This window comes from Hydrogenophaga sp. (assembly GCF_022844385.1).
GTDB lineage: Bacteria > Pseudomonadota > Gammaproteobacteria > Burkholderiales > Burkholderiaceae_C > Hydrogenophaga.
This window is the reverse complement of the sequence record NZ_JALHLX010000056.1, coordinates 1-15,633: the sequence shown is the minus strand read 5'-3', so window position 1 is coordinate 15,633 and position 15,633 is coordinate 1. Positions and strand designations below refer to the sequence as shown.

16 protein-coding genes are annotated in these 15,633 nt (G+C 64.8%); 8 read left to right on the top strand and 8 right to left on the bottom strand.

Annotation, left to right across the window (positions count from 1 at the left end):
- The 3 genes from Q0C59_RS11095 to Q0C59_RS11085 all read right to left on the bottom strand — a co-directional run.
- The coding region (locus Q0C59_RS11095; RefSeq protein ID WP_291215261.1) for an acyl-CoA dehydrogenase family protein at positions 1-899 on the bottom strand (899 nt) is incomplete at its 3' end.
- Between the two features lie 78 nt (positions 900-977).
- Positions 978-1,910: an electron transfer flavoprotein subunit alpha/FixB family protein gene (locus Q0C59_RS11090; RefSeq protein ID WP_291215251.1), complete on the bottom strand. Its 933-nt coding sequence runs from the start codon at positions 1,908-1,910 to the stop codon at positions 978-980.
- An 11-nt stretch (positions 1,911-1,921) separates the two neighbouring features.
- Positions 1,922-2,671, bottom strand: coding sequence for an electron transfer flavoprotein subunit beta/FixA family protein (locus tag Q0C59_RS11085; RefSeq protein ID WP_291215248.1), 750 nt, complete (start codon positions 2,669-2,671; stop codon positions 1,922-1,924).
- Between the two features lie 347 nt (positions 2,672-3,018).
- Here Q0C59_RS11085 and Q0C59_RS11080 point away from each other — a divergent pair, with 347 nt between their 5' ends.
- The 3 genes from Q0C59_RS11080 to Q0C59_RS11070 all read left to right on the top strand — a co-directional run bounded on the left by Q0C59_RS11080 (position 3,019) and on the right by Q0C59_RS11070 (position 5,918).
- A complete protein-coding gene (locus tag Q0C59_RS11080) occupies positions 3,019-4,032 on the top strand; it encodes a TRAP transporter substrate-binding protein (protein ID WP_291215246.1) in 1,014 nt (337 codons plus the stop codon).
- 78 nt (positions 4,033-4,110) lie between these two features.
- The gene (locus tag Q0C59_RS11075; RefSeq protein WP_291215243.1) at positions 4,111-4,626 is read left to right on the top strand and encodes a TRAP transporter small permease; all 516 of its coding nucleotides are present in this window, start codon (positions 4,111-4,113) and stop codon (positions 4,624-4,626) included.
- A complete protein-coding gene (locus Q0C59_RS11070; RefSeq protein WP_291215241.1) occupies positions 4,623-5,918 on the top strand; it encodes a TRAP transporter large permease in 1,296 nt (431 codons plus the stop codon). The genes Q0C59_RS11075 and Q0C59_RS11070 overlap by 4 nt, the downstream gene beginning before the upstream one ends.
- Here Q0C59_RS11070 and Q0C59_RS11065 read toward each other — a convergent pair.
- From Q0C59_RS11065 to Q0C59_RS11045, 5 genes are read right to left on the bottom strand one after another with little or no spacing between them, the layout of a single operon-like run.
- A complete protein-coding gene (locus Q0C59_RS11065; protein ID WP_291215238.1) occupies positions 5,895-7,226 on the bottom strand; it encodes a mechanosensitive ion channel family protein in 1,332 nt (443 codons plus the stop codon). The two genes, Q0C59_RS11070 and Q0C59_RS11065, sit on opposite strands and share 24 nt — an antisense overlap.
- Before the next feature lie 24 nt (positions 7,227-7,250).
- Entirely contained in the window at positions 7,251-8,033 is a 783-nt protein-coding gene (locus tag Q0C59_RS11060; protein ID WP_291215235.1) for an enoyl-CoA hydratase, read from the bottom strand.
- A gap of 34 nt (positions 8,034-8,067) precedes the next feature.
- The gene (locus Q0C59_RS11055) at positions 8,068-8,391 is read right to left on the bottom strand and encodes a type II toxin-antitoxin system RelE/ParE family toxin (RefSeq protein WP_291215233.1); all 324 of its coding nucleotides are present in this window, start codon (positions 8,389-8,391) and stop codon (positions 8,068-8,070) included.
- Positions 8,388-8,639 (bottom strand): type II toxin-antitoxin system ParD family antitoxin, encoded by a 252-nt coding sequence (locus tag Q0C59_RS11050; RefSeq protein ID WP_291215231.1) that lies wholly within the window; start codon positions 8,637-8,639, stop codon positions 8,388-8,390. The genes Q0C59_RS11055 and Q0C59_RS11050 overlap by 4 nt, the downstream gene beginning before the upstream one ends.
- Positions 8,640-8,699: 60 nt before the next feature.
- On the bottom strand, positions 8,700-9,653 hold the full coding sequence (locus tag Q0C59_RS11045) for a histone deacetylase family protein (RefSeq protein WP_291215228.1): 954 nt from the start codon (positions 9,651-9,653) through the stop codon (positions 8,700-8,702).
- A 26-nt stretch (positions 9,654-9,679) separates the two neighbouring features.
- Between Q0C59_RS11045 and Q0C59_RS11040 the strand changes: the two genes are divergently transcribed.
- The 5 genes from Q0C59_RS11040 (at position 9,680) to Q0C59_RS11020 (ending at position 15,090) form a co-directional block, all read left to right on the top strand.
- Positions 9,680-10,600 carry a MoxR family ATPase gene (locus Q0C59_RS11040; protein WP_291215224.1) on the top strand — a complete coding sequence of 307 codons (921 nt, stop codon included), beginning with the start codon at positions 9,680-9,682 and terminating at the stop codon, positions 10,598-10,600.
- Position 10,601: 1 nt separating this feature from the next.
- Complete coding sequence (locus tag Q0C59_RS11035) at positions 10,602-11,636, top strand: DUF58 domain-containing protein (RefSeq protein WP_291215221.1); 1,035 nt, start codon at positions 10,602-10,604, stop codon at positions 11,634-11,636.
- Between the two features lie 122 nt (positions 11,637-11,758).
- Positions 11,759-13,732, top strand: a complete 1,974-nt coding sequence (locus tag Q0C59_RS11030; protein WP_291215218.1) for a DUF3488 and transglutaminase-like domain-containing protein — start codon at positions 11,759-11,761, stop codon at positions 13,730-13,732.
- Positions 13,733-13,815: 83 nt separating this feature from the next.
- The gene (mltB, locus tag Q0C59_RS11025) at positions 13,816-14,847 is read left to right on the top strand and encodes a lytic murein transglycosylase B (RefSeq protein ID WP_370654276.1); all 1,032 of its coding nucleotides are present in this window, start codon (positions 13,816-13,818) and stop codon (positions 14,845-14,847) included.
- A gap of 21 nt (positions 14,848-14,868) precedes the next feature.
- Positions 14,869-15,090: a TIGR02450 family Trp-rich protein gene (locus tag Q0C59_RS11020; RefSeq protein WP_291215215.1), complete on the top strand. Its 222-nt coding sequence runs from the start codon at positions 14,869-14,871 to the stop codon at positions 15,088-15,090.
- Positions 15,091-15,633 lie beyond the last annotated feature (543 nt).

Below are 15,633 nucleotides of genomic sequence, written 5' to 3'. Positions count from 1 at the left end.
ACGGCGTAGCGCGCGGCATTCATCATGATGAACATGTACTCGAGGCCGCGGTTTTCCTGTCCCACCAGGTAACCCACCGCACCACCGTGGTCGCCGTACTGCAGCACGGCGGTCGGGCTGGCCTTGATGCCCATCTTGTGTTCGATGCTCACGCAATGCACGTCGTTGCGCGCGCCCAGCGAACCGTCTTTGCCGACCATGAATTTGGGCACCACGAACAGGCTGATGCCCTTCACGCCCTCGGGTGCACCGGTGACGCGGGCCAGCACCAGGTGCACGATGTTCTCGGCCATGTCGTGCTCACCGTAGGTGATGTAGATCTTGGTGCCGAACACCTTGTAGGTGCCATCGGGCTGCGGCTCGGCGCGGCTGCGCACGGCGGCCAGATCGCTGCCGGCCTGTGGTTCGGTGAGGTTCATGGTGCCGGTCCATTGACCGCTGACCAGCTTTTCAAGGTAGGTCGCCTTCAACTCGTCGCTGCCGGCGGTGAGCAACGCCTCGATGGCGCCGTCGGTGAGCAGCGGGCACAGTGCAAAGCTCATGTTGGCGCTGTTGAGAATCTCTCCACAGGCCGCTCCGATGGTTTTGGGCAAACCCTGGCCACCAAAATCGGCCGGGTGCTGCAGGCCCTGCCAGCCGCCCTCGGCGTATTGTTTGAAGGCCTCCTTGAAACCCGGCGTGGTCGTGACCTTGCCGTCGTGGAAAGACGATGGGTACTTGTCGCCCTCCCAGTTCAGGGGTGCGATCACGCCTTCGTTGAGCTTGGCGCATTCTTCGAGCACGGCCTGCGCGGTCTCGAGGCCAGCGTCTTCAAAACCCGGCATCTGCGCCACCTGGTCGATGCGCGCCAGGTGCTCGATGGTGAACAGCATGTCTTTGAGGGGGGCGGTGTAACTCATGGGGTGGTCTCCAGCGGATTCAGGGATGCAGATACAACAAGGGCATCGCGAACGATGCCCTTGTTGTGGTCAGTGGGCTCAGAGTGCCTTGATCAATTCGGGCACGGCCTCGAACAGGTCGGCCTCCAGACCGTAGTCGGCCACCGAGAAGATCGGGGCCTCGGGGTCCTTGTTGATCGCCACGATGACCTTGCTGTCCTTCATGCCGGCCAGGTGCTGGATCGCGCCCGAGATACCGGCAGCGATGTAGAGCTGGGGTGCGACGATCTTGCCGGTTTGGCCCACTTGCCAGTCGTTGGGCGCGTAGCCCGCGTCCACCGCGGCGCGGCTGGCGCCGAGTGCTGCGCCGAGCTTGTCGGCCAAGGGCGTCATCACGTCGTTGAACTTCTCGGCACTGCCCAGCGCTCGGCCACCGGAGACGATGATCTTGGCGGCGGTGAGTTCGGGGCGGTCGCTCTTGGCGATCTCGCTGCCCATGAATTTGGACTTGCCTTCATCGGCGGCTGCCGTGGCGGTTTCGATGGCGGCACTGCCCCCGGTGGAAGCTGCCGGATCAAAGCCCGTGGTGCGCACGGTGATGACCTTGGTGGCGTCCAGCGCCTGCACGGTGGCAATCGCGTTGCCGGCGTAGATTGGGCGCTCGAAGGTGTCGGCGCTGATGACCTTGGTCACGTCGGACAACTGCGCCACATCCAGGTGGGCGGCCACGCGCGGGGCGATGTTCTTGCCGCTGGCGGTCGCGGGAAACAGGATGTGGCTGTAGTTCGCGGCAATGGTCAGCACCTGCGCGGCCACGTTCTCGGCCAGGCCGTGTTCGAAGCCGGGCGCGTCGGCGTGGATCACCTTGCTCACGCCGGCGATTTGCGCGGCGGCGGCAGCTGCAGCGCCGGCGTTGTGCCCGGCGATGAGCACGTGCACCTCACCACCGCATTGGGCGGCGGCGGCGACGGTGTTGAAGGTCGCGCCCTTGACGGAAGCGTTGTCGTGTTCGGCAATAACAAGTGCGGTCATGTGTCGGTTCCTCAGATCACTTTGGCTTCGTTCTTCAGCTTGTCCACCAGGGCGGCCACGTCGGCCACCTTGACGCCCGCGCCGCGCTTGGGCGGCTCGCTGACCTTCAGGGTCTTGATGCGCGGCGTCACGTCCACACCGAGGTCTTCGGGCTTGACGATGTCGAGCTGCTTTTTCTTGGCCTTCATGATGTTGGGCAACGTCACGTAACGCGGCTCGTTCAAGCGAAGGTCGGTGGTGATGACGGCCGGCAGCGTGATCGACAGGGTTTCCGAACCGCCGTCGACCTCGCGCGTGACGGAGGCCTTTCCATCAGCCACTTCCACCTTGCTGGCGAAGGTGGCTTGCGGCAGGCCGGCGAGTGCAGCGAGCATCTGGCCGGTCTGGTTGCAGTCGTCGTCGATCGCCTGCTTGCCCAGGATGATGAGACCGGGCTGTTCCTTGTCGAACAACGCCTTGAGCAGCTTGGCCACGGCCAGGGGCTGCAGCTCTTCGGTGGTTTCCACGAGGATCGCGCGGTCGGCGCCGATCGCCATGGCGGTGCGCAAGGTCTCCTGGCACTGCGTGACGCCGCAAGAGACGGCGACCACCTCGGTGACCACGCCCTTCTCCTTCAGACGAACCGCTTCTTCCACCGCGATTTCGTCAAACGGGTTCATGCTCATCTTGACGTTGGCGATGTCCACGCCTGTGCCGTCGCTCTTGACGCGCACTTTGACGTTGTAATCCACCACACGTTTGACGGGGACGATGACCTTCATGCTGGGTTGCTCCTGCTGTTGTGGAAAGGGACGTGCGAATTGACGTGCACGTCAACTCGAGGATTGTATGCCCCACCTCCTGTCGGGGGTGGTCAGTCGGGGGACAAATGGGGAAGCATCCAAAAAAAGAACGATCGTGCTTTTTGGTGATTATAGGAGAACGATCCGAACCCACAAAGCCCTTATTTCCTGTCGCCCCGATCAGCGCATGCGCCCATTCACCGACCGAAGGGTCGGTGAATTCGGGTAAGCCATGAGACGGCAAGCGCAGGAACTGCCCTACATTGTTTTTCTTCGATTTGTTTATGTTGAGCAACCATCCGCCTCTCATCCACAGGAGTCAATGCATGAAGTCACGCCCCCTTTTCTCGATCGCCCTGTCCACCACCTTGCTGGCCAGCGGCCTTGCATCGGCCCAGACCGTGCTGTCGGCTTCAAGCTGGGTGCCGCCCACCCACACGCTGAGCGTGGCCCAGAAGACCTGGTGCGACGCGCTGGAGAAAGAAAGCAGCGGGCGCATGAAATGCAACATCCTGCCCAAGGCAGTGGCCGCAGCGCCGGGCACCTTTGATGCCGTGCGCGACGGTCTGGCCGACATCTCCTTCACGGTGGACGGCTACACCCCCGGGCGGTTCATCAACACGCAGGTGGCCGAGTTTCCTTTCCTCGGCGACAGCTCCCTGCCGACGTCGGTGGCCTACCAGCGCATCTACCAAAAACACTTTGCTCCATTGGGTGAACACCGTGGTGTCAAGGTCCTGGGCGTGTTCACGCACGGCCCCGGTGTCATCTTCAACAGCAAACAACCGGTGACCACGGCCGCCGACGCGGCCAAGCTCAAGTTCCGGATCGGTGGTGGCAACATCAACGAGCTGTCCAAACTGATGGGCTTCAACACCACGCTCAAGCCAGCGCCCGAATCGTTTGAACTGTTGTCCACCGGCGTGATGGACGGGACCTTCTTTCCTGACGAGTCCATCGTCTCGTTCCGCCTGAGCATGATCAAGCACGCCACCACCTTCCCCGGTGGCCTGTACAACACCAGCTTCGTCTTCATGATGAACCCGGCCAAGTACAACGCCTTGTCCGCACAGGACAAGGCGGTGGTGGACAAACTCTCGGGAGAGTACGCAGCGCGTACTTTCGGCGAAGGCTGGGACAAGGTCGACGCAGCCAGCCGCGAAGTGCAGAAAACGCAGGGTGTTGTGCGTGTCCAGGCCGACCCTTCGTTCATTCAAGCGGTCGCCGCCAAACAAGCCGAACTGGAAGACCGTTGGGCCGCCGCTGCGGCCGCCAAAGGCCTGAAAGACCCCAAGGCCGTGCTGGCAGAATTCCGCGAAGAGATCAAGAAAGCGAAGTGACACCTCCGGGCCACTGGGTGGCCATGCCGGGCCGGCTGGGCAGATCGCACAGCCGGCCTTTTCACATCAAGAACCATCATGCTCAAGACGATTGACCGTGCATTGCGCTGGTCCACCGGACTCATGGCCGCCATGGCCTTGTTTTCCCTCATGTGGCTGACCCTGGTGGACGTCACCGGTCGCAAGTTTTTCAGCAACTCGGTGCCCGGCGGACTGGAGATCACCGAGATCCTGATGGTCATCGTGATCTTCGGCGCCCTGCCGATGGTGTCCTGGCGCGGTGAGCATGTGGTGTTCGACACGCTCGACAGCTTCATCCCCGACTGGTTGCGCGACATCCAGGCCCGTGTGGTGCACCTGATCTGCGCAGCCACCTTCGGGTGGCTGGGACGGCTCATGCTCTTGCGCGCAGAACGTTTCGCAGAATATGGCGACACCACCGTGCACCTGCAGTTGTCGATTGCACCTGTGGCCTGGCTCATGGCCGCCTTGCTGCTCCTGACCGGGCTCGTTCACCTGCTCTTCGTGTTCGTGAAGGCCCCACTGCCCGAGCACCACCCCTTTCCCGCAACCGCCGACAGGACCGCACCATGATCGAAGCATTGTTGGGCTTCATGGCCGTGTTCTTCATGGCCTTCCTGCGCATCCCCCTGGCTGTGGCCATGGCCATCGCAGGCATGGTGGGCATGGGCCTGATGCGGGGCTGGCAGCCGGCCTTCGCCAGCACCAGCCAGGTGATCTTCGAGACCGGGTTTCACTACGTGCTGTCGGTGATCCCGCTCTTCGTGCTGATGGGCAACCTGGTGGCCCGGGCCGGCATGGCGCGCGAGCTGTTCACCGCGGCCAATGCCTTCGTCGGGCATCGCAAGGGCGGACTGGCCATGGCCAGCATCATTGCCTCGGGCGGCTTCGGCTCCATCTGCGGCTCGTCCATCGCCACGGCGGCCACCATGACGCGCGTGGCCTATCCGGAAATGAAGAGCCACGGCTACAAGGACACACTGGCCACCGGCGCCATTGCCGCTGGCGGTACGCTGGGCATCCTGATTCCGCCGTCGACCATTCTCGTCATTTACGGGATCATTACCGAGACCGACATCGGCAAGTTGTTCGTGGCCGGCATCCTGCCGGGCCTCGTGGCGATCAGCTGCCTGTGCCTGGGCGTGGTGTACGTCACCTGGCGCGATCCAGCAGCCGGTCCACGCGCGGAGCGCTTCACCTGGGCGCAGCGGCTCAAAGCCATCCGGGGCATCTGGGGCGTGGTGGTCCTGTTCGGCATGGTCATCGGCGGCATCTACGGCGGCGTGTTCACTGCCACCGAGGGTGCGGGCGTGGGCGCCGCGGGTGCCTTCTTCTTTGCGCTGCTGCGCGGCTCGCTCACGCCCCGGGTGCTGATGGACATTCTGGTGGAGAGCACGCGCACCACGGCGATGCTGTTCACCATCCTGATCGCCGCAATGATCTTCACCAACTTCATCAACTTCACCACCATGCCGGGCGACCTGCGCGACTTCGTGCTGCAGTTCAGCCCCAACCCCATCATGGTGGTGGTCATGATGATGGGCATCTATCTGATGCTGGGCATGGTGATGGAAGAGCTGGCCATCGTTTTGCTGACGATCCCGGTGTTCTTCCCGGTGATCATCGGCCTGGGCTTTGACCCGGTGTGGTTCGGCATCCTGATCGTGACCATCGTGGAAATCGGCATGATCTCGCCACCTGTGGGACTCAACCTCTTCGTGATCAATTCGCTGCTGCCCAACGTCAAACTGGGCACCATCTACCGCGGCGTCTGGCCCTTTGTCATGGCCGACATCGTGCGCCTGGGCATCCTCATCGCCTTCCCCGCCATCGCGCTGTACCTACCGAGCCTCATGTCTCGCTGAGAACTCCGCCTCCGCCACGCCGGGCTGCGCCTTGAAGTGCAGCACGCGCTGCGGATACGGGATTTCGATCTGGTTTTCCCGCAGCGCCTGCAGCACCTTGCGGTTGATCAACGAGCGGATGTTGAGCGTGCCGTTCTCGGGATCGGCGATCCAGTAACCCAGCGTGAACTCCAGGCCGTCGGCGCCAAAGTTGGACAAGGCCACCGACGGTCCCGGGTCCTTGAGCACGCGGTCCTGCGTCAGGGCCGCGTCCTTCAGCAGGGCCATCACCTGCTCCACATCACTCTCGTAGCCCACCGACACCACGGTGGACTGCCACAGCCGGTCGTCGGCCAGTGACAGGTTTTCCACCCGGTTGATGATCAGCAGCTCATTGGGCACGATGGACTCGCGCCCCGTGGTGGAGCGGATCACGGTGTAACGCGCGTTGATGTCGGTGATGATGCCTTCGAAGTTGTCCACCCGCACGTTGTCACCGATGCGCATGCTGCGCTCGGCCAGGATCACGAAGCCGCTCACATAGTTGGAAGCCAGCTTCTGCAGACCGAAGCCGATGCCCACACCGATGGCGCCACCCAGCACCGACAGCGCGGTGAGGTCGATGCCCACGGCCGAGAGCGCGATGATCAGACCGAAGAACATCAGCATCGCGCGCGTGGCGTTGCTCACCGCCTTGCGCAACGACAAGTCACCGCCCACCGCCTTGCGCAGCAGGCGCGTTTCGATGGCGGAAGACACCCACAGCGACAGGATCAGCACCGCGCCAGCGGTGAGGATGCCTTCGATCATGGTGCGCAGGCTGAGCGTGCTCGCCCCGATCTTCCAGGTGATCTGGTCCATCTCGGCCAGCACCACCGGCAGCAAGCCGCTCACCCACAACACCATGGCCAACCATGCCACCCACGAAATGGTGCGCTCCAGCACCCGCACCCACGGAGCCGTGGCAAACGCCACCTGCAGAACCTTCACGCCCACACGGATCACCACCAGCGACACCAGCACCGGAATGGCCACCTTGAACGCCGCCAGCGGCAAACGCTCCAGCAGCAGCGCGCGCGCCACGTAGGCCAGCGTGAGCAGCAGCAGCGGGAACATCACACCGTCGATGAGACGCCGCCCGAACAGCACCGAGGTCTTCTCGTCCTGCATGCGCAGCGCACGCCGCAACAGCCAGGCGATGCCCAAAGCGATTGCAATGCACAGGGCCAGTGCGCCCAACTCGGTGAGCACCGTGGGTTGTGTGAAGGCCGTCAGCCAGAGACCGAAATCGTCGATGGGCTTTGGCGCGGCGGAAGAAGTGGTGGCCATGAAGATGAGCGTCGCGTTGAATGATCAGGCGCGCCAACCTGGCGCGCGTTTGTCGATGAAGGCCTGCACACCCTCCTGCGCCACAGGGTGTGCCATGTTGCAGGCCATGGTCTGGCCAGCGAGCTGGTAGGCCGCCTCCATGCCGGTTTCCAGCTGGCGATAGAACAGCGCCTTGCCCATGGCGATGGCTTCGGGCGGTTTGGCCAGGATGCGGTCCACCAGAGCGGCGACTTCAGCGTCCAGCGCATCGGGCGCCACCACCCGATTGACCAGTCCTCTGTCGCGCGCTTCGGTTGCCGAGATGAAATCGCCCGTGAGCAGCATCTCCATGGCCTGTTTGGGCAGGATGTTGCGCGACAAGGCCACGCCCGGCGTGGCGCAGAAGAGCCCTACATCGATGCCGTTCACGCCAAAGCTCGCGTTGTCACTCGCCACTGCCAGGTCGCACTGCGCGACCAGCTGGCAACCGGCGGCGGTGGCCAGGCCCTGCACCCGCGCGATGACGGGCACCTCCAGCTTGCGGATGGCCAGCATGAGCCGCGAGCAGCGCGCAAACAGCGCCTGGTAGTACGTCAGTTCCGGGTTCGCCTTCATTTCCTTGAGATCGTGCCCGGCGCAAAACGCCTTGCCGCTGGCGCCGATCACCACCAGCCGCGCCTTGGGGTCGGCCGCCACCGCGTCGATGGCCGCTTGCAGGGCGATCAACATGGCTTCGGACAGCACGTTGAAGCTGCGCGGGGTGTTGAGGGTGAGGGAGTGCACACCGCGGTCGTCGCGGGTGTGCAGCAAACCGGCATCGGTATTCATGTGTGTGGTCCGGAAAAGTGACGGGTGGCCTTGATCATCCAACTTCCTGCATCCAGGTGGGCAGGTCGCGCTGCCCATGCAGCACCCGCCAGACATCAATGTGGTCTTCGCGCTCCAGATAGAACACGAGGTGGGGATAACGCGTCAACGGCCAGAACCGCAAGCCCGGCAAATTGAGTTCGTGGGCGTAGCGCGGGGACCCGGTGGCCGGCTGTCGGGCGATGTGGGTGAACGCCTGCTCCAGTTGGTCGATGAAGCCCGACGCTGCGGCAGGCGCTTCATTTCCAATGTAGTACAGCAGGATCGCGTCGATGTCCCGGTTGGCTTGTTCGCGCGGGACAACGGACTTGAACTTCAAGCTTTCGGTCTCGTCTTGTCCGCCGCTGGCAACTGGCGGCGAAGGTTCGCAAAGTATGCTGCGTCAACCGGTTGCGTTGGCCGCGACGCCGCGCCTGCCAGCAACAGCGTGCGCAACTGCAAGCGCTCTTGGTCTTTGCGGATCAGCTCGCGCATGTACTCGCTGCTGGTGCCGTAACCACCCTGGCTCACTTGCTGGTCCACGAAGCTCTTCATGGCTTCGGGCAGGGAGATGTTCATCGTGCTCATGCGGCCGAGAATAGGGTCTTGGCAAATTTTGTCAAGATCGGGACTGACGCGAAGCCCTGTTCAAACGTCGGCCAGCACCCGCAAGTGCGCTTCCACGCTGCGACCCAGCGCGCTCAGTGCGTAGCCACCTTCAAGACAGCTCACGATGCGGCCCTTGGCGTGGCGCTCGGCCACTTCCTTGATGCGCATGGTCATCCAGGCGTAGTCCTGCTCCACCAGGCCGAGCTGCCCCATGTCGTCTTCGCGGTGGGCATCGAAACCCGCACTGATGAAGATCATCTGGGGTTTGTGCGCGTCGAGCCGGGGGATCCAGCTCATGTCGATCAGCTCGCGGATGTCCATGCCCTTCGTGTAAGCCGGCACCGGCAGGTTGACCAGGTTGGCCGCCGTGGCGTGCTCCCACACCGGGTAGAACGGGTGCTGGTAGAAGCTGCACATGAGGATGCGGTCGTCGCCGGCCACGATGTCTTCGGTGCCGTTGCCGTGGTGCACGTCGAAGTCGATGATGGCCACGCGCTTCAGGCCGTGGCGCTCCAGCGCGTACTTGGCGGCCACTGCCACGTTGTTCACAAAACAGAAGCCCATGGCCTGGTTGCGCGTGGCGTGGTGGCCCGGTGGGCGCACCGCACAAAAGGCGTTGGGCATTTCGCCGGCCATCACCGCGTCGGTCGCGTCAATCGCGGCACCGGCGGCCATCAGGATTGCGTCCCAGCTGTGGGTGTTGATGGAGGTGTCGGGGTCGACCTGCGCGTGGCTGGGGCCGCCGGCCTTGATCTCGTCGCGCAGGTTGTCGCTGAGGCCGCGCAACGAGGCGAGGTGCATGCGTCCATGGGCGAGTTCGAGGTCGGCCATGGAGGCGGCGGTGGCCTCGCGCCGCTCCAGCGCCACGTCGAGTCCGCTCATAAGCAAACGGTCTTCTATGGCGTCCAGACGCTCAGGGCATTCCGGGTGTCCGGCGCCCATTTCGTGTCTCCAACAATCCTTGTGGGTGAAATACCCGGTGGCCTGTCCCATGATCGTTTTACGGTAAGGTTCGCGGCATGCAAGCCGACACAAAAATTCAACAGTTGCTGAATCAGCTTAACACGGTGATCGTGGGCAAAACTCAGCAAGTTTCCGACTGTGTGGCCTGCCTGCTGGCGGGTGGTCACCTGCTCATTGAAGACGTTCCGGGTGTCGGAAAAACCACCCTCGCCCACGCGCTGGCCCGCTCGTTCGGCCTGCAGTTTTCAAGGGTGCAGTTCACCGCCGACCTCATGCCTTCCGACCTGGTGGGCGTGTCGATCTACGAACGCGGGCGCGAGGCCTTTGTTTTCCACCCCGGTCCGGTGTTTGCCCAGGTGCTGCTGGCCGACGAGATCAACCGCGCCAGCCCCAAAACGCAAAGCGCCTTGCTTGAGGCGATGGAAGAAAAACAGGTAACGGTGGAAGGCGAAACGCGCGCCCTGCCCGAGCCCTTCTTTGTGATCGCCACGCAGAACCCGCACGACCAGCTGGGCACCTACGCGCTGCCCGAATCCCAGCTGGACCGTTTCCACATGCGCCTCTCGATCGGCTACCCCGACCGCGCGGCCGAGCGCGAGCTGCTGCGCGGCCAGGACCGCCGCGACATGCTCGACAAACTCTCTTCAGCCCTGACGCCGGCCGACCTCGCTGCCCTGCAACACACGGTGAGCCAGGTGCACACCGCCGAGCCGGTGCTGGAATACCTGCAAGACCTGGTGGCCGCCACGCGCAATGGGCAGTGGTTTGCACAGGGCCTGTCGCCGCGCGCTGCGCTGGCCGTGGTGCGATCGGCCAAGGCGCAGGCTTACCTGAGCGGGCGCGACTACGTGGCGCCCGACGACATTGCCGCCATCCTGCCGCAAACGGTGGCACACCGCTTGATTCCAGTGCGGGATGCGGGGCGCGGTCCCGTTGAGCAAGTGAGAGCTTTGCTCGAATCGGTGCCCCTGCCTTGACATGGTGGCCACCGCTGCGCGCTCGCCCGCTGGCGCCCTCAGCTTGCAACCCTGGCGCCACCCGTGGCGCACGCTGCGTGCCCACCTCCAGACCTGGTGGCACAACCGCCTGCCCAAGTCCGACACCCTCACGCTGACCCAGCGCAACGTCTACATACTGCCCACCCGCCCGGGCTGGATGCTGGGCATCACCTTGCTGCTGCTGCTCGTGGCCAGCATCAACTACCAGCTCAACCTGGGCTACCTGCTCACCTTCTTGCTGGCCGGCAGCGCTGTGGTGGGCATGCACGTGTGCCACGGCAACCTGCGCGGCATCACGCTGCTGCTCTCACCACCCGAGCCGGTGCACGCGGGCCAGGCGGTGGCGCTCACGGTGCGGCTTTCGAGCGAACGCAAGCGCACGCGCTACGGCATCGGCATGGGCGTGATCGGCGCCGACCCCAAACACGCGCCCCTGGCCTGGACCGACGTGCCCGCGCAAGGCAGCGCCCACCTGCAGGTGAGCTTTCCGTCGCCCGAGCGCGGCCTGCACCCGCTGCCGCCGCTGACCGCGCAGACCCTGTTTCCGCTGGGTACCTTCCGCGTGTGGGCGGTGTGGCGCCCGGCCTCGGGCGTGCTGGTGTACCCCGAGCCCGAAAGCCACCCGCCGCCACTTCCCCCGGGCGAGCCGCAGGCCGGCAGCTCGGGCGCCGCGCGCGTGCAGAGCACCGGTGAATTCGACGGCGTGCGCGCCTACCGCCGGGGCGACCCGCTCAAGGCCGTGGTGTGGCGCAAGGCCGCGCAGGCGTTCTCCAGCGGGCGCGACGATCTGGTGAGCCGCGACGCCTTGTCACACCAGCGCCACCAGCTCTGGCTGGACCACGCGCAGTGCGGCGGCGCGGGCCTGGAAGCGCGCCTGTCCCGCCTCACAGCCTGGGTGCTCATGGCCGACCGGCAGGGGCTGGACTACGGCCTGCGCGTGCCCGGCCGCGAGATTGCGCCCGATCAAGGTGGTGCCCACCGCGCACGCTGCCTGGAGGCGTTGGCCATATGTTGAACAACGAAGCACCCGGTTTTGCCGCCGGGCCGCCCCAAGGCAAAACGCGCCCCCCCGGGGGGCAGCGACCCGCGCAGCGGTGGAGCGTGGGGGCCACACTCCCTCGCGATACGCGAGACACCTTGTTCCTGCTCGCCGTCATCGGCTGGGTGGCCTTCATGCAGGTGGGCCACACGCCGTGGTGGTGCACGGCGCTCACCGCCGGCGTGCTGGTGTGGCGCACCCTGCTCGCGCTGCGCGGCCTGCCGCTGCCCGGCTGGCCGGTGCGCGTGGGCTTGCTCTGCATCACGCTGGTCGCCACCTTCATGACCCACAGCACCCTGCTCGGGCGCGACGCGGGCGTGACGCTCATCGTGGTGTTGCTCGCGCTCAAGACGCTGGAGATGCGCGCGCGGCGCGACGCCTTCGTGGTGTTCTTCCTCGCCTTCTTCACGCTGCTTACCCACTTTTTCTATTCGCAGTCGCTGTTGACTGCGGCGGGCATTCTGGTGGCGCTGCTCGGCCTGCTCACCGCGCTGGTGAACGCCCACATGCCGGTGGGCCGCCCGCCGCTCTCGCAGGCTGCGCGCATTGCGGGTGGCATGGCGCTCATGGGTGCGCCCATCATGCTGGTGCTGTTTTTGTTGTTCCCGCGCCTGTCGCCCTTGTGGGGTGTGCCGGGGCAGGACGAAACCGGGCGCAGCGGCCTCTCGGGCTCCATGAAGGTGGGGCAGATCGCCGAGCTGGTGCTCGACGACAGCATCGCGTTCCGCATCCGCTTTGAAGGCCGCCCGCCACCGCAGGCACAGCTGTATTTTCGCGGCCCGGTGCTCAGCAGTTTTGACGGCAGCGAGTGGCGTGTGCTGCGCTCGGGTTTCCCGCAGTCGATGGCACTGCCCACCGACCTGCAGGTGTCGGGCCCACCCGTGCGCTACGACGTGACCATGGAGCCCAACCGCCGGCCCTGGCTGTTCGTCATGGAGTCCACCCAGCAGGCGCCCGAGGTGCCCGACAACGCGGTGCGCATGAGCAACGAGCTGCAGTGGTTCACCCAGCGCCCGCTCAACACGCTGGTGCGCTACAGCGCCGAGAGCTACCCCACCTTCCGCCACGGCCCGCTCACGCAGGTGGTGGGCCTGCAAGACCAGATCGAGCTGCCCGCCGGCTTCAACCCGCGCACGCTGGCGCTGGCGCAGGAGCTGCGGCGCGAACACGGCGCCGGCCCCGAGGCCAGCCCCAAACTCGTCGACGCGGTGATGAACCGCCTGCGCACCGGCGGCTACACCTACACGCTGGAGCCCGGTGTGTTTGGTGCCAACACCGCCGACGAGTTCTGGTTCGACAAACGCCAGGGCTTCTGCGAGCACATCGCCAGCAGCTTCGTCATCCTCATGCGCGCGCTCGACATTCCGGCACGCGTCGTCACCGGCTACCAGGGCGGCGAGCTCAACGGCGTGGACGGCTACTGGACAGTGCGCCAGCGCGACGCCCACGCGTGGACCGAAGTCTGGCTGCAAGGCCAGGGCTGGGTCCGCGTGGACCCGACATCGGCCGTGGCCCCGGGACGCGTGGGCACTTTGCAGCGCCTGCGTGCACCCCAGGGCGCACTGGCCGGCGCCATCGGCAACCTCAACCCCAACATCGCCGCCCAGCTGCGCGCCGCCTGGGAAGCCGTGAACAACAGCTGGAACCAGTGGGTGCTCAACTACACCCAGGGCCGCCAGCTCGACCTGCTGAAGAACCTGGGCTTCCAATCCCCGAGCTGGACGGATCTGGCCTACGTGCTCATCGGCGTGGTGGTGTTCGTGAGCCTGCTCGGCGCCGCCTGGACGCTGTGGGAGCGCCAGCAACACGACCCCTGGCTGCGCCTGCTGCAGCGCGCCCGCGCCCGGCTGCACAAGCTGGGCGTGGAAAGCGCCGACCACACACCGCCGCGCGAGCTGGCCCAACGCGTACAACAACGCTGGGGCCATGCCGGCGCCGCCGCACCGCTTGCACAATGGCTGCTTCAGCTCGAAGCCCAACGCTATGCGCGCCCCGGCGCCAGCAACACTACCCTGGCCAGTTTGCAACGCGAGTTTCAGCGCCTGGCTTGGCCCAAAAGCCCCGACACCTGAACACACCCGACATTGATCCCCGACCCCCAAGGCACCCATTGCAATCTGTGAACCGTTTCCTCTGTGCACTCGCCGCCGCCCTCATGGCGGCCACGCCCGCCCTCGCCCAGTCGCCCGCCAAAGCGCGCCCCGGCAACACCCAGACCGCCCCCGTTTTCACCTACGACCAGAGCGAAGCCGCCATGGCCTTCGCCACCGACCTGGCCGTGCGCCGCAACCTAGACCCCGCCTGGGTGCGCCAGCAGATCGGCCAGGCGCAGCGCATGCCCAACATCATTCGCCTCATGCGGCCCGCGCCCGCTGGCACGCCCAAGAACTGGGCCGCCTACCGCGCCCGCTTCATCGAGCCCATCCGCCTGCGCGCCGGTCAGCGCTTCTGGGAAGACAACCGCGAAACCCTCGCCCGCGCTGAACTCGAATACGGCGTGCCCGCCAGCCTCATCGTGGGCGTGATCGGCGTGGAAACGCTTTACGGCCAGCACACCGGCAACCACCGCGTGATCGACGCGTTGACCACCCTCGCCTTTGACTTCCCCGCCAGCCACCCGCGCGCTGGCGCGCGCAGCGAGTTCTTCAAAAGTGAACTCGAACAATTCCTGAGCCTGAGCGAACGCACCGGCACCGACCCCCTGAGCCCGCGCGGCAGCTACGCCGGCGCCATGGGCTGGCCGCAGTTCATGCCCAGCAGCTGGGTGAAATACGCCATCGACTACGACGGTGACGGCAAGGTCGACCTCTTCGACAGCCAGGCCGACGTGATCGGCTCCGTGGCCAACTACTTCAAGGCCTTCGGCTGGCAAACCGGCATGCCCACCCACTACCCGGTGAGCTTTGACACCAGCAAGCTCGACCTGGACACCCTGCTCGCCCCCGACATATTGCCCAGCTTCAGCGTGGAGAGCTTCACCGCCAAAGGCGCCGTGATCGAAGGCCCCGCCCTGCAACACCAAGGCAAGCTCGCCCTGGTGCTGCTGGAAAACGCCGGCGCCCCACCCACCTACGTGGCCGGCACGGAAAACTTCTATGTGGTGACGCGCTACAACTGGAGCAGCTACTACGCGCTGGCGGTGATCGAACTGGGGGAGGCGGTGCGGGCTTTGATGCCGAGCCGCTGAAGCTGGAATCGAGCAAAAGCCATGACCCCCCTGAACCCCAAGAAACTGCTGCTGACCAAATGGACGGCGGTAACGCCTGTGGCCAAACAAAAACACTTCCTGGTCAGCAGTGTGATTCAACCCGACTTGCCCACTGACCCGATTGAGTTGGTGGAGATTGAAGCGGTGTTCTCCAAGGCCACTCAAATCATTCCGTGGCGTGAGCTGCAGGATGAGGGCGTCTGGAAACAAGGCTGGGTTTGAACGCCAGGATGGCACAGGGTTCGCATGGCTGCGGACACGGGCCTAGAAAACTGGAGTCTGGCGGATCGGGTGGCGCCTTCTGGGGACATTGGAGTCGTTGATTCAATCAATCCCGAAACAAAGGCTCTGTCTCGTCCCCAATTCCCGCCATGCACTACCTCGTGGACCTGCTTTTCAGTGCGGCGTAGCCCACAGTCAGGCCTGCGATGATGGAAAGCTCCATTTAGCATCGGCGATTGGCCTGGTGGTGGCCACGACCTGAGACACGGGCCGGTGAAAATGCATACAACCTCATCCGAGTAGCTGGAGCACTCCTTGACGATGTGCATCTGCAACTCCAACGATTCGCGCGTCCACACCAAGGCTTTCTTCTTGCCATTCGGAGGCAGGGCATCACAAGTAAGCGGTGCGAGCCTGCTTGAGGTCGATCCGGCCCTGCACCACCTTCTCCAGCGCGTCGTGGCGCAGGCTGCGCATGCCCATGCTCACGGCCATGTCGAAGATCACATTGGGGCGGGCGCGGTCCTGAATGAGTGAACGAAT